Annotated in this window: 13 protein-coding genes, 1 tRNA gene and 1 pseudogene; 9 read left to right on the forward strand and 6 right to left on the reverse strand. The window is 67.5% G+C overall.

Annotation, left to right across the window (positions count from 1 at the left end):
- Positions 1–758 (forward strand): aldo/keto reductase (locus tag VE172_RS01750; RefSeq protein ID WP_324796261.1); only part of this gene is annotated, 758 nt, incomplete at its 5' end.
- A gap of 50 nt (positions 759–808) precedes the next feature.
- Here VE172_RS01750 and VE172_RS01755 read toward each other — a convergent pair.
- The gene (locus VE172_RS01755; protein WP_324796263.1) at positions 809–1,621 is read right to left on the reverse strand and encodes an alpha/beta fold hydrolase; all 813 of its coding nucleotides are present in this window, start codon (positions 1,619–1,621) and stop codon (positions 809–811) included.
- A gap of 101 nt (positions 1,622–1,722) precedes the next feature.
- A tRNA-Thr gene (locus tag VE172_RS01760) sits at positions 1,723–1,798 on the reverse strand.
- Positions 1,799–1,907: 109 nt separating this feature from the next.
- Here VE172_RS01760 and VE172_RS01765 point away from each other — a divergent pair.
- Positions 1,908–2,540 (forward strand): alpha/beta fold hydrolase, encoded by a 633-nt coding sequence (locus tag VE172_RS01765; protein WP_324796266.1) that lies wholly within the window; start codon positions 1,908–1,910, stop codon positions 2,538–2,540.
- Here the strand turns inward: VE172_RS01765 and VE172_RS01770 are convergent.
- Positions 2,463–3,344 (reverse strand): LURP-one-related family protein, encoded by an 882-nt coding sequence (locus tag VE172_RS01770; protein ID WP_324796270.1) that lies wholly within the window; start codon positions 3,342–3,344, stop codon positions 2,463–2,465. The genes VE172_RS01765 and VE172_RS01770 overlap by 78 nt on opposite strands.
- Before the next feature lie 74 nt (positions 3,345–3,418).
- Positions 3,419–3,931, reverse strand: coding sequence for an inorganic diphosphatase (locus VE172_RS01775; protein WP_324796272.1), 513 nt, complete (start codon positions 3,929–3,931; stop codon positions 3,419–3,421).
- A gap of 85 nt (positions 3,932–4,016) precedes the next feature.
- Between VE172_RS01775 and dacB the strand changes: the two genes are divergently transcribed.
- The 3 genes from dacB to VE172_RS01790 all read left to right on the forward strand — a co-directional run bounded on the left by dacB (position 4,017) and on the right by VE172_RS01790 (position 7,273).
- Complete coding sequence (gene dacB / locus VE172_RS01780) at positions 4,017–5,411, forward strand: D-alanyl-D-alanine carboxypeptidase/D-alanyl-D-alanine endopeptidase (RefSeq protein ID WP_324796275.1); 1,395 nt, start codon at positions 4,017–4,019, stop codon at positions 5,409–5,411.
- Entirely contained in the window at positions 5,408–5,884 is a 477-nt protein-coding gene (locus tag VE172_RS01785) for a phosphoribosyltransferase family protein (RefSeq protein WP_324796278.1), read from the forward strand. Before dacB ends, VE172_RS01785 begins: the two co-directional genes overlap by 4 nt.
- 96 nt (positions 5,885–5,980) lie before the next feature.
- Positions 5,981–7,273, forward strand: a complete 1,293-nt coding sequence (locus VE172_RS01790) for a glycoside hydrolase family 18 protein (RefSeq protein WP_324796280.1) — start codon at positions 5,981–5,983, stop codon at positions 7,271–7,273.
- 61 nt (positions 7,274–7,334) lie between these two features.
- Here VE172_RS01790 and VE172_RS01795 read toward each other — a convergent pair whose 3' ends face one another.
- A complete protein-coding gene (locus VE172_RS01795) occupies positions 7,335–8,789 on the reverse strand; it encodes a nitrilase-related carbon-nitrogen hydrolase (RefSeq protein WP_324796282.1) in 1,455 nt (484 codons plus the stop codon).
- Entirely contained in the window at positions 8,773–9,351 is a 579-nt protein-coding gene (locus VE172_RS01800; protein WP_324796285.1) for a TetR/AcrR family transcriptional regulator, read from the reverse strand. Before VE172_RS01800 ends, VE172_RS01795 begins: the two co-directional genes overlap by 17 nt.
- A 121-nt stretch (positions 9,352–9,472) precedes the next feature.
- Between VE172_RS01800 and VE172_RS01805 the strand changes: the two genes are divergently transcribed.
- The 4 genes and pseudogenes from VE172_RS01805 to VE172_RS01820 form a co-directional block, all read left to right on the forward strand.
- Positions 9,473–10,456: a hypothetical protein gene (locus VE172_RS01805; RefSeq protein ID WP_324796288.1), complete on the forward strand. Its 984-nt coding sequence runs from the start codon at positions 9,473–9,475 to the stop codon at positions 10,454–10,456.
- Positions 10,453–11,343: a hypothetical protein gene (locus VE172_RS01810; protein WP_324796290.1), complete on the forward strand. Its 891-nt coding sequence runs from the start codon at positions 10,453–10,455 to the stop codon at positions 11,341–11,343. Before VE172_RS01805 ends, VE172_RS01810 begins: the two co-directional genes overlap by 4 nt.
- 36 nt (positions 11,344–11,379) lie before the next feature.
- Positions 11,380–11,796: a hypothetical protein gene (locus VE172_RS01815; protein WP_324796293.1), complete on the forward strand. Its 417-nt coding sequence runs from the start codon at positions 11,380–11,382 to the stop codon at positions 11,794–11,796.
- A 10-nt stretch (positions 11,797–11,806) separates the two neighbouring features.
- Positions 11,807–12,718, forward strand: a pseudogene (locus VE172_RS01820) (hypothetical protein); the annotation flags it as partial.

Consider the following 12,718-nt stretch of genomic DNA (forward strand, 5'->3'; position numbering starts at 1 on the left):
ACCGCAAGAACATGATGCGCAGCGTCGAAGACAGCCTGCGCCGCCTGCGCACCGACTACATCGACCTGTTCTACCTGCACGCCTGGGACGCGACCACCCCCGTCGAGGAGGTGCTGCGCGGCCTCGACGACCTCGTCACCGCGGGCAAGATCGGCTACGTCGGCATCTCCGACACCCCCGCCTGGCAGGTCTCCCGCATGCAGGCCATCGCCGCGCTGCGCGGCTGGGCGCCCCTGGTGTCGCTGCAGATCGAGTACAGCCTCGCCGAGCGCACCGGCGAGCGCGACCTGATCCCCATGGCCCGCGAAATGGGCCTCGGCGTGCTGCCCTGGTCGCCGCTGGCCAGCGGCGTACTCACGGGCAAATACACCCGCGACGACCTCGACCACCAACCGTCGGGCGAACCCAAGGGCACCCGCAAGGACGTCGCCGCGTCCCAGAACTCGCTCACCGCCCGCAATCTCGACATCGCCGACGTCGTCAAGGACGTCGCCGCCGACCTCGGCGTCACCCCCGCCCAGGTCGCCCTGGCGTGGACCCTCACCAACCCCGCCATCACCTCCACCATCGTCGGCGCCCGCACCACCGCCCAACTCGAGGGCAACCTCCAAGCGCTCAATGTGGACCTCGGCGACAAGCACCTGCGGCGCCTGAACGACATCAGCGCCATCGACCTGGGGTTCCCCCACGAATTCCTCACCCGCGACCTCACCCGCAACGTCATCAGCGGCGGCGTCACCATCGCCCCCCGCCCCTGACCCACAGCGGTGCCCGCCCCCACACGGGGACGGGCACCGCCGTCGCGTCGTCAGCCCCTCAGGAAACCGTCGATCCGCGCACCCCACTGCCGCATCGCGGCCAGGTTCCGCGCCACATGCAGCTCCGAATTCGGCAACAACTCGTGCAGCCGCCGCGCCGTCGACTCCGGATGCCCGGGATCCCCCGCCTCCGCCAGAATCAACGCGGGCTGCCCCAACCCCGCGACCTCCTCGGCACTCGGATAATCCGACACCGCCGCCCCCCGCATCACCCACGGCAGCAACTCCTCGGGCACGTCGGGCATCTCCGCGGGCGGAGCCGTCGGGTTCTCCGCCAGCTCCGCGAACCGCTCCTCCAGGATCGGCGCGGGCGCCTGCTCGGCGAACCGCGTCATGACCGCGGCCTTCCCCTCCGCCTCGGCCACGTCGGCCAACTCCCGATAGAACTGCGCCTGCGCGGGCCGCGTCTCCCACGCCGTCGACGGCATCATCAACACCAACCTGCGAAACCGTCGCGGCTCCTGAACGGCGGCCCACAACAAGGTCCCCGTCCCCATCGACGTCCCCATGAAATCGACGGGCCCGTCCACCCCCACCTCGTCCAACAACGCCACGAGATCCCCGGCCAGGTTCGACCACCGATAGTCCTCGACCTCCCGCCGACCACCCGTCAACCCGTGCCCCCGCGCGTCATACTCCACATACCGCCGCCCCTCGTACACCTGGCTCAGGTCGGCCAACCGCAACCACCGCTCCAGCCGCCGCGAAATGAACAACCCGTGCGCATACCCCACGAACGGACCCGAACCCTCGTCGCTGTACGCGATGGCCACGCCATCGCGCTCCATGTGTCTGTCCTCCATGCCCCCATCCAACCAGCCCCCGCCCCAGACTCGCCCGGACAGCGCCTGTGTGGCCCCCCACCAACGACAAGAGCACCCTCCGTAAAGGAGGGTGCCCAATGTGGAGCCGCCTGTCGGAATCGAACCGACGACCTATTCATTACGAGTGAATCGCTCTGCCGACTGAGCTAAGGCGGCGGGTGAATCGATCGTTGAGTGTACTGGTTGACGCCGTACGCGCACCATGGGGTTGTCGGGTGGTGATTCGCGCTTGTGATCTCGACCGCCCCACGCCTAGGGTCGCATCATGAGCGAGAAACGCGCGATGGTCGTGGTTCCCGGAGCCCGGGGCGGGCCGGGCACGCCGGGGCTTTACTACGCGGGCAAGGCGGCCGAGAACCTCGGTGCCGAGGTGCGGGAAGTCACGTGGCGCGAGGCCCCGCCGATGGATCGGTTCGAGGACACCGCGCTCGTGGTGGATTGGGTGCGTGGACAGGTCGAGCCCGTCGTTGAGGAGGCGCGCGGCGCGTCGGTCGTGTTGACGGGCAAGTCGCTGGCCACCGTCGGGGCGGGCCTGGCCGCCGATCGGGGGCTGCCCGCGATCTGGTTGACCCCGTTGCTGCACGACGCGTTCGTGGTGTCGGAGATCCGCCGCTCCCGTGCGCCCAAGCTGTTGATCGGCGGGACCGCCGACTTCGCGTGGAACGGCGAGGTGGCGCGGGAACTCAGCGAGCACGTGTGCGAGATCCCGGGGATGGATCACGGTCTGTTCGTGGAGAAAGCGCCCCTGGCGGCCTCCGCCGAGGCTTTGGGCACGGTGGCCACCGCCATGGAGCGCTTTCTCGAAGACGTCGCGTGGGTGTTAGCGGTCGTCCTGCTTGAGGGCCGTGTCGACCGTGAGGGCCGAGGCGACCACGAGGGACAGGAACGGGTCCTGTAGCGGACGGTGGATCTGGAGGACGTAGTTGTCCGCCGTGGTGAACATGGTCTTGAGGATGCCCTCGAAGGTCTTGGTGATGCGGGCGACCTCGGCTCCGGTGTGGTCGATGATCGCGAAGTTCCAGGCGCGCCAGTTCTCGGCGCGGATCTGGCCCATCTCCTGGCCCTGGGGGTTGGTTATCGAGAAGTTGATCTTGCCGATGGCGTTCATCTGCTTGATCTCGCCGACGGGCATGCCGTCGCCGCGTTCGACGAGGACGCGGGACTTGATGACCTTGCGGGGGCGGGTGACGCGCAGCATGACCTGGCCGTGGCCGTCGCGGATCTCCAGCTTGTGCGTGAAGAACTGGTCGTAGTTGCCGAGGAAACGCACGACCTTCTTGACGGCGGACTGTCCGACCTGGACGACGGCGGCGATCTGCTGGCCGTGCTGGTCGAACACCGTGTACTCGTTGTTGACCTCGATGATCTTGGTCTTCTGGTTGACCACGAGAACGGGTTCGGTGAAGATGGTGCCGCCGCCCTGGCGGTTGTCCTGGACGCCGGCGCGGTGCTGTACCTGCTTTTGGATGTTGGCCGCCTCGTTGGCGCCCATGGCGTTGGAGACGTCGCCTTCAGCGATGCGCTCCAAGCGGGATGGCTGACGCTGGGGGGCGACCGGTTGCTGCGGCATCTGTGGCTGCGCCTGCACCGGGCCGCCCTGCCCGGCGTGAGTGTGTTGGGTCCATTGGTTGCCGTCCCAGTACCGTTGCCCGCCGTTACCGGACGGGTCGTTGTACCAGCCTGGGGGAGTCTGTTGAGCCATGCGCGCGACCCTACCCGAGCCAGGTGTAGGGGGAATCAAAAGCCCATGGTCAAGCACGCCTGGATATCGAGCAACTACCCGTCCGTGGGATCCGAAGATTCGGCCTTTCGGTCGATCTCGCGTTGGACCGAGCGGTGGATTTCTTCCTCGGCAGCGGTGCGGCCGACCCAGGTGGCGCCCTCGACGCTCTTGCCGGGTTCGAGGTCCTTGTAGACGGTGAAGAAGTGTTCGATCTCCATGCGGTCGAACTCGGGGACATGGTGGATGTCGCGCAGGTGCTCCTGGCGGGGGTCGTCGGCGGGGACGCACAGCACCTTGTCGTCGCCGCCCTTTTCGTCCCGCATCCGGAACATGCCGATGGCGCGGGCGCGGATCAGGCAGCCGGGGAAGGTGGGCTCGGGCACCAGGACCAGGGCGTCGAGCGGGTCGCCGTCCTCTCCGAGTGTGTTTTCGACGAAGCCGTAGTCGGCGGGGTATTGGGTGGCGGTGAACAGGGTGCGGTCGAGTCTGATCCGCCCCGTCTCGTGGTCCATTTCGTACTTGTTGCGGTTGCCCTTGGGTATCTCGATGGTGACGTCGAACTCCACGGCGTCTCCCCTTTGCCTGCGTGTGATGCCGAATATTGGTTCCCAGTAGTCTCGCTGAGTGGCCTCACGCAACCTTTCCAGCCCCGTGGCACAGAGCGATGCACCACACGTTAGACCGCCGCGTTCGAGCCCGAGCCGCAATTGGTGGTATCTGGGCGCGGTGTTCGTGGTGCTGTTGGGGCTGGTGGCGGTGGCGATACCGCTCACCGTCGATCACGAGGACGCCACGGGGCTGCTGTCGTTTCCGGAGATGGCGCCGCCGTCGAACGTCGCCGCGCTGGACGGCCCGGACGCCTCGGCGCCGGTGCCCACGGCCGACGGGCTGGCCACGGCGTTGCAGGTGTTGAAGGACAAGTCGGGCAAGAAGGCGCGGGTGGGCGCGTCGGTGCTGGACGGCTTGACCGGGGATTCGCTCGCCGACGCCCAGGCGGGGGATTCGCTGGCGCCGGCGTCGTCGCAGAAGCTCACGACGACCGCCGCGGCGCTGGAGCTGCGGGGCCCGGGTTACCGGATTCCGACTCAGGTGGTGGCGGGCGCCGACGACGGAGACGTGGTGTTGGTCGGCGCGGGCGACGTGACGTTGAGCGCCGACGGGCACGGCTTCTATCGCGGCTCGGGGTCGCTGGACGATCTGGCCGCGCAGGTGAAGAAGAAGCTGGGGTCGAGTCCGAAGCGCCTCATCGTGGACAACTCCGCGTTCACGGGCCCGGATGTGGCGCCCGGGGTGCTGAAGTCCGATGTGTCCGATGGCTACACGGCCAGGTTGTTTCCGGTGATGTTGGACGGTGGGCGCACCGATCCCAAGGGCGCCAACTCTCCCGCGCCGCGTTACGACGACGCGTCGGTGTCGGCGGCGAAGTATCTCGGCGGGAAGCTGGGCGTGACGGACATCAGCGAGGGCCCCGCGCCGAAGAAGTCGAAGAAGCTGGGGACGGTGTATTCGCCGACGATCGAGCGGATGGTCGAGGAGGCGCTGTTGCACAGCGACAACCTGCTGACCGACGCGCTGGGGCACCAGGCGGCGATGGCGGCGGGCAACGAGGCGTCCTTTGAGGGCACGGCCAAGACGGTGAAGCAGGAACTGTCCAAGTGGGGCGTGTCCACCGAGGGCATGACCCTGGCGGACGGTTGCGGGCTGTCGGGCAAGGACCGGATGAGCGCCAAGACCTTGGCGCAGGTGGTGCGGGTGGCGGCGGACGGGAAGCACCCGAAGATCTCGGGCCTGTTCAGCGGGCTGCCGGTGGCGGGTTTCAGCGGTTCGCTGGCGCGTCGCTTCGGCGCGGGTGACGCCGGTGCCGGGCACGTGCGGGCCAAGACGGGGACGTTGACGAAGGTGAGTTCGCTCAGCGGCATGGTGGTCGACTCCGACGGCCGCCTGCTGGTGTATTCGATCATCATCAACGGGATGAAGAGCACCCCGGCGGCCGAGGCCCTCCTGGACGCGGCGTCGACGAATCTGTACGACTGCGGGTGCAAGTGAGCGGCGACGCCGCCGATCTGTTGCGCCGCACCACGGTGTGGCGCGACGGGCGGCTGGCCACCCTGCACTGGTGGTCCGATCCCGGGCTGCTGGCGGCCCTGGGGCCCGCGCTGGCGGGTTTGCGTTCGGGGGCGCGTCCGACGGTGGTCGCGGGGGTGCAGTCGTCGGGCTTTCTGTTGGCGCCCTTGGTGGCCGTGCATCTGGGGGTCGGGATGCTCGGGGTGCAGAAGCTGCCGCGCGACGGCGGTTTCACGCTGGCCACGGCGGAGGGTTGTCCCGCCCGGGGCGATCGGGTGTTGCTGGTGGACGACGTGGTGGAGACCGGCGCGCAGGCCGGGGCGGTGCGCGATCTCGTGCTGTCGGCGGGCGCGGAGTGGCTGGGGATGTCGGCGCTGGTGGCCTACCGTCCATTCCCGAGTTTGGGGCTGCGTGCCTTGTGCGACATCGATTCGCTGCGCCCGCCAATTCATTAAAAAATTTACCAGTTTCTATTGACCGCAGGGTGGCCATCCCCTAACCTCGGGCACAACAGAAAAGTTCTTTACCAGTTTTCTGGGAGGACACAGCCCATGAGACGTCTATCCACTGTGCTGGTGGCGCTCGGCACCGCCATCAGCCTGATCCTGCCCGCCACGGCGGCCTTCGCCGCCGACCCCGACAGCCACGACACCGCCGCCGGCCGCCACGTCGGCTACTTCACCCAATGGGGCATCTACGACCGTGGATACCTCGTCAAGAACGTCGTCGACTCTGGACAGATCGACCACCTGACCCACCTCAACTACGCCTTCGGCAACACCAACGAACAGGGCCAGTGCTTCGAGGCCAACCAGGCCGGGGTGGGCGACGCCTGGGCCGATTATCAGCGCCGCTTCACCGCCGATCAGTCGGTGGACGGCCAGGCCGACGCCTACGATCAGCCGCTGGCGGGCAACTTCAACCAACTGAAGAAGCTCAAGGCCGCGCACCCCGACCTGAAAATAATGTTCTCGCTGGGCGGCTGGACCTGGTCGAAATACCTCTCCAACGCGGCGCTGCCCGAAAACCGCGCCAACTACGTGAAGAGCTGCATCGACATGTTCATCAAGGGCAACCTGCCCAAGATCGGCGGCGAACCGCAGGGCGGCGACGGCGCGGCCGCGGGCATCTTCGACGGCTTCGACATCGACTGGGAGTGGCCCGCCTCGGAGGGCAACACCGGCAACGTCTTCCGACCCGAGGACAAGGCCAACTACGTCGCGCTGCTGGAGGAGTTCCGCAAACAGCTGGACGCGGTGGGAAGCGGCTACGAACTGTCCATTTACGGCGCCGCCGACCCCGACAAGATCGCGGCGGGCTTCGACGTGCCGAACCTGATGAAATCGGTCGACTTCGTCAACGTCCAGGGCTACGACCTGAACGGGGCCTGGGACGCCACCACCAACCACCAGGCCCAGATCCATTCCCCCGACGCCGATCCCAACCCCAAGAAGTGGAGCGCCGACCTGGCGATCCAGTCCTGGAAGGACGCCGGGGCACCCGCCGACAAGCTGGTGCTGGGACTGCCCGCCTTCGGGCGCGGCTGGACGGGCGTGCCCAACACCGACAACGGCCTCTATCAGACCAGTACCGGTGCCGCGCCAGGAAAGTACGAGGCGGGCATCGACGACTACAAGCTCGTCAAGGACAAGCCCGGCACGGTGTACCGCGACGAGGACAACATGGCCGTATGGAAATACGACGGTTCCAACTTCTGGTCCTATGACGACGCCGACATGATCAGGAAGAAGATGGCCTGGGTGGCCGAACAGGGACTCGGCGGATCGATGATCTGGTCGCTGGACGGCGACGACGGCTCGCTGGTGGCAGCCATGGACTCCTGAGCCACACTCCTCCACCGAAACCCTTGGGGCCCAGCGCGAAGCGCTGGGCCCCAAGGTCGGTTCAGGCGGCGCGGCGCCCGGTGAACGCGAGGGCGATTCCCGCCAAGGTCAGCGCGACGCAGCACCAGGCGAATACGTCGCCGATGCGGGTGTAGAGCGTCTCGCCAGGTCCATAGGGGAGCTTCGCCACGACGGACGTGACATCGCCGGGGTCGCTGGGGGACGGCTTTTCGGCCAGGATGCGCCCATATCCGTCGGCGACCATCAGCTGCCCGGTGCGGTCGGACCAGGCGATCGCCATGCCGTTCTCCACGCCGCGAAACAAGGCCGTGCGGGAGTGCATGCGTCCGTTCACGCCCTCGTCGGCGGCGGGGATCAGCAGCACCCGAGTGCCCGCCCTGGCGTAGGCCACGTTGGTGTCCATCAGGTTGACGTCGAGACAGATCTCCAGGCCCACCCGCTGATCGGTGCCGGGTCGGTAGACCAGCTTGTGTCCGTGGGGACTGACGGAGTCGTGGTGCTTCAGGTAGCTGGCCACCTCGCCCTTGGCGGTGATGACCCGCGCGTAGTTGTACTTGATCCTGCCGTCGCCCACCACGTAGGCGTCGCCGACCACAATGGTGAGGTGCCGCTTGCTCGCGATGCGGGTCAGGGGTTCGACGAGCTTCTTATGGGTCGACTTGACGGTCTTGAATTCGCCCTCGGGCAGCACGACGGTGTCCACATTGTCGGGAAGGGAGTCGATCTTGTCGATGTAGGAGCGCATCAACTTCTCGCCCGCCGAGGTGGCGATGTCGGTGCCCCAGCCGCTGTGATCGTTGGACAGCAACGCCACCCGCGTGGTGCGCTCGGGCTCGGGGGCCGTGCCCAGGCGCACCGCGCCCGCGATCAGGACGACCGCCAGGACGGCGACGGCGGCGCTGGCGGTCCGCCACCGCGCGGCCCTGTTCACCTGCGGCGCCGCCAGCGCGGCGATCGCGCACGGCACGAACAGCACCAAGAACTCCAGCGCCCACATCCCCGCGACCGCGGCCGATTGCACCAGCACGGGGATGCCCGCCTGGGTGGCGGCCAGGGTGTAGGCGATGCCCATGGGGCTGGCCACCGACGCTATGTACAGCACGCTCGTCCACAGCGCGGCGCCCGCGAACGCCGCCAGCATCGCCCGTCGGCGCACCGCCAGCGCCCGAAACAGCGCCACCGACGCCGCGAAGGTCGCCGTGAAGCACACGCAGATCAGCGCGCCGACGGGCCACAATGGCGTGTCGTGCGAGTGGAGGTAGAACCCCCAGCTGTTGGACGTCGCCAAGCCGTACGCGGCGAACGCGACGCCGAAGGCCGCCCACCCCGAGATCCGCGGCGCCACCAGCAGCACGGGAATCGGCGCGACCCAGGTGAGGGCCGCGATCGGCGTCAGCCCGGTGCCGAAGTACAGCAGCAGCGCCGAGATGACGAGCGCGCCAAGCGAAAGCCATACTCGTCGCGCGCGGTTGAGGGGTTCACTTGCGGAATCCATGGAGGACCCTTTCGGTCGTGCGTCGGCACAGCGCCCGAAACTCGGGTTCGGTGCCCGCGATGCGTCCGCCCAGGTAGAACTGCACCAGGCCGACGGTGGGTGAGGTGATGGCCAGCGTGACCTCCAGGAGGTCGTCGGTGGCCAGCGCGCCCTCGCGCATCCCCTGCTCCACCGCGAGCACCACCTGGCGAAACGCCACGGGTCCGCGCCTTTCGAAGTCCTGCAAGCGATGCGCGCCCTCGCGGCGGTCGGTCATCAGGTACGCGTACAGGTTCGGCCTGCCCAGCGCGAAGTCCAGGAACTCCTCCAGCAGGCCGAAGAAGCGCGCCTCGAAGTCGCCCGACGCCTCGCGCTTCTCCCAGGCGCTCTCCAGGGCGGCGAACGCCTCGTCGGCGACGGCGCGCAGCAGCGCCTCGCGGTTCGGGAAGTGCCGATACGACGCCATCGTGGTGACGCCCGCGTCGGCGGCGACCTGGCGCATGGTCACGGCGTCGGCGCCCTGGTCCACCAGGATCTTCAACGCGGCCGACTTGATGCGCTCGGCGGTCCGCGACTTCGTCATGTGTACAACGTACACCAGAATGTGTACAACGTACACGGGCGAGTGGCCGGGACTGTCCGAGATTCGGCGATCCGTGTGACGGGCGGGGAAAACTCAAGTCCTGGCCACTAGGGAGGACTGGATGCCCGACACACTTCACGACCGAATCCAACGGATCAACGTCGTGGCGACCTCGCCCGACGGATTGGTGCGAGCGCGGTACGGCAAGGGATTTGTCGTCGAGGTTGATCCCAGGTGCGCGAGCCGCCACACCGATCAAACGCTGGCGGTCCAGGCCACCAAGGCGGTCGGCGGCGCCCTGAAGGGCTACGACCTCGCCATTCGCAAGGCGTTGCACGGCAGCGAGAAGACGCCCGCGCCCGAGGAAACGGACCATGACGACTCCCCGCGAGCCAACTTCCTGCGGGCGACACGTCTCATCGCCGTGGAAGCCACATCGACGGGATCGGACATCACGGCGGGCTGGCACCCCGACGGCGGGCTGACCATCGCGTTGCGCCCGCGAACCCTGGACCGCTTGGGAACCAGCAACCTCTCCAACGAACTGTCGGCCGCGGTCTCCACATTGTTGTCGCGCATCGCCCGCGCCCGCGACAAGGCGTACAACGCCTGCTACCGATCCTTATCTCGAACGGAGAAACCAATGAGCGCCACCCAGGACCAGTTCGTCGCGAACCTGTACGAACTACGCAACGTCGCCCGGCGCAACCTCCCCAACATCGCGCGGGCCTACGCGGGCATCACCAGCCAGGTACACGCCACGGCCTTTTGGGAACGCACGCTGTTTCGGCCAGGTGACCCCGTCGACGCGGCATGGAGGGGAATGCGGGACCGACTGGAAACCCTGCTCGGCCAGACCACCACTCGCTTGGCCGATGCCGCCATCGCGCTCGATCTGGCGGTAACTGATCTCGCGGCCACCGATCACCGCAATGCGCGAGCCCTGATGGACGCGAGGGCCGCCGAGGAACATCTTCCCGCGCCCCTGGATCCAAATGTGCCCGGCCAGATCCCCACGCCGCCCAAGCCAGGCGATCCCGTCGCCACCAAGAAGCTCCACGTTGGACCCATCATGGAGGTCGATGTACCCGAGGTGGCTCGATGAGTTTCCGCGACGACCTCATGCACAAGGTCGAACAGATAAAGGACGCCGCGTACTACAAGTGGTTCAACGAGGTGATGCCCAATTCGGGCAACGCTCCACCGCCATCGCCAGAGGAAGCACAGGCGTTCGTCGACGGCATGCGAGACCTCGAGGCGTCCTTCGAGTACTTCACGGGCGGCGATCCCGACTCCGCCAACCAGATGATCGAAGTGCTGGCGCAGGCGAAACAGCAGCTGACAAACGGCATTCACATGAATCTGTCCCCCGCCGCGACGCACCTGAACAACTGGAGCGGAAACACGGCCACGACGTTTCGCGATCGATTCTTCACCCCATTCCAAGCGATCGCGGTGAATCAGGCAAACGTTGTCGAAGCCACATCGGCTGCGCTGCACAGCTACCAGGAGATACTGCGGCACGCGCGGCAGGACATTGTGGCCCTGGCGGATAAGACCATCGGGGCCCTACAGGACAAGAACAGTGGCGACATCCTCGCCACCATCGTCGGACTGGGCAGTTCGATCGCCGGGGCGGCGGTCACCATCGCTTCGGGAGGTGCCATGGCGCCTGCCATGTTCTCACTTCTCAGCGCCGGCGCGGGGGCCGCACCGAAACTGTTCTCGGTGGGTGGTTCGTCCACTAAGGAAATCCTCGACAGCTTGAGAAACGAACTTCGAGACCAACGCGATCGCCTCGACAAGGAGATCAACGACCTCAAGGGCCGCATCGACCACGACCTGGGCGTCACGTTCGAAACCACCGTTGTCGGCGGCGACGACAGGTACCCCGTTGAACAGTGTTGCCCTCCATCAATTACTGCAGCGGCCGTGGCGGACGGGAGCCAGGACGGACGCGTCGCGGAGTTCACCCCGCCCGAGGGCTGGTAGCCGTCTCCAACGCCGAAACGAAAGCGAGATACCGAATTGAGCACCCGAGTCAAGCTCGACAAGCAGGCCCTGCGCGAGTTCGTCACCCTGATGGACGAGACCGCTGAGGTGATGTCCCAGATTCAGGACGCCGCGACACCGCGCTACGCGCGGGCTGGAGGGGACGCGGCGTCGGCGTATCGGGGCGGGGTCAAGGTGACGCTGGGGTCGGTGGATTTCGATCATCCTGGGCGGCGGGCGGGGGAGTTGGTGGCCGATCGGATCGCCGACACCCTGAACTTCGTGCGCAGCCTGGAGGAGGGGGCGCGCTGTCTGGGAGACACCGTGCGCGGTGTTCTCGACGAGATGGGCGCGCAGGACTCCATCGCCGCCGCGGACCTCGCCCGCATCAACGCGTCCGTGCATTCGTCGTGCGACAAGCCGTTCGGCGTCGTCGATAACCCTTGGCAGTAAAGGAAACCCGATGTCCACGCACTACGATTCGCTGAGCCTCGACGATATTCACGTCATCAGCGCCGCCGACGACGCGCACGCGTGCGAAATCGACGAACAGGCCGACGCCTCGCGGGACCTGATCGCCGCCGTCAATGCCGCGCTGGATCGGTTGGGGCGGGCGCATCGCCACATCAGCCAGGAGGATCTGGAGCAGGTGTCGAAGGCGCTGACCGTGGATGGGAAGCGGCGCGAGGCCAAGGGCGGGATCGCCAACCTGGTGGCGGGGGCGGGTGCGGCGTTCGAGGGGGAATCGGCGCGGGCGGCCATCGATCGGGTCACCAAGCTGCACGACACCAGTGGCGCGGGGCGCGACCAGTTGGACGCGCAACCCCAGACGTTCAGCGTCCTGTCGGCGCAGGTGCGGCGCACCCACAGCCGCCTGTCGCAGCTGCGCGACGACCGCGACGCATGGCTGAAGTTCGCCCGCGCGAACCCGAACGACCCCCAGTTGGCCGCCGAGTTCGGGACGGGCGGGTGGTGGAACCCCGACCCCGCACAAGTCGCCACCGCGATCGGCGACCGCTACGACACCGACGCCCGCGACTACATGCAATCCAACACCGACGAATACCTGAGGCAGGCCGCTTCCCTGGGGGCGCCCGACATATACGACGGGCCTCGGACCCCGCGCGGCGGCACGGGCGGCCACGGTGGCACGGGTGGCGACGCGGGCCCCGCGGGCAACGGGCATCATTCGGCATCGGGGCCGTCCCTGCGCCCGAACGCCCTCGATACGTCCACTGTGAGCGCGCCCGATGGTTACTCCCACCACCCCGACCTGGCCTCCACCCCGAGCCTCCAGGGCCCCGTCACGATGGCACCCGCCCCCGCCGCCCCGACCGTCCCCAGCGGTCTCGGTGCGGGCGGCGTGTTCACCCCG

Origin of the sequence: Stackebrandtia sp. (assembly GCF_035643755.1) — a bacterium.
In the GTDB taxonomy this organism is placed as follows: domain Bacteria; phylum Actinomycetota; class Actinomycetes; order Mycobacteriales; family Micromonosporaceae; genus Stackebrandtia.

Bases quoted from the DNA above. Each gene is read 5' to 3' on its own strand.
- VE172_RS01770 (WP_324796270.1), bottom strand. From the start codon at position 3,344: ATGGCTCAACAGACTCCCCCAGGCTGGTACAACGACCCGTCCGGTAAC.
- VE172_RS01790 (WP_324796280.1), top strand. From the start codon at position 5,981: ATGAGACGTCTATCCACTGTGCTGGTGGCGCTCGGCACCGCCATCAGC.
- VE172_RS01805 (WP_324796288.1), top strand. From the start codon at position 9,473: ATGCCCGACACACTTCACGACCGAATCCAACGGATCAACGTCGTGGCG.
- VE172_RS01800 (WP_324796285.1), bottom strand. From the start codon at position 9,351: ATGACGAAGTCGCGGACCGCCGAGCGCATCAAGTCGGCCGCGTTGAAG.
- VE172_RS01755 (WP_324796263.1), bottom strand. From the start codon at position 1,621: ATGGAGGACAGACACATGGAGCGCGATGGCGTGGCCATCGCGTACAGC.
- VE172_RS01765 (WP_324796266.1), top strand. From the start codon at position 1,908: ATGAGCGAGAAACGCGCGATGGTCGTGGTTCCCGGAGCCCGGGGCGGG.
- VE172_RS01810 (WP_324796290.1), top strand. From the start codon at position 10,453: ATGAGTTTCCGCGACGACCTCATGCACAAGGTCGAACAGATAAAGGAC.
- VE172_RS01795 (WP_324796282.1), bottom strand. From the start codon at position 8,789: ATGGATTCCGCAAGTGAACCCCTCAACCGCGCGCGACGAGTATGGCTT.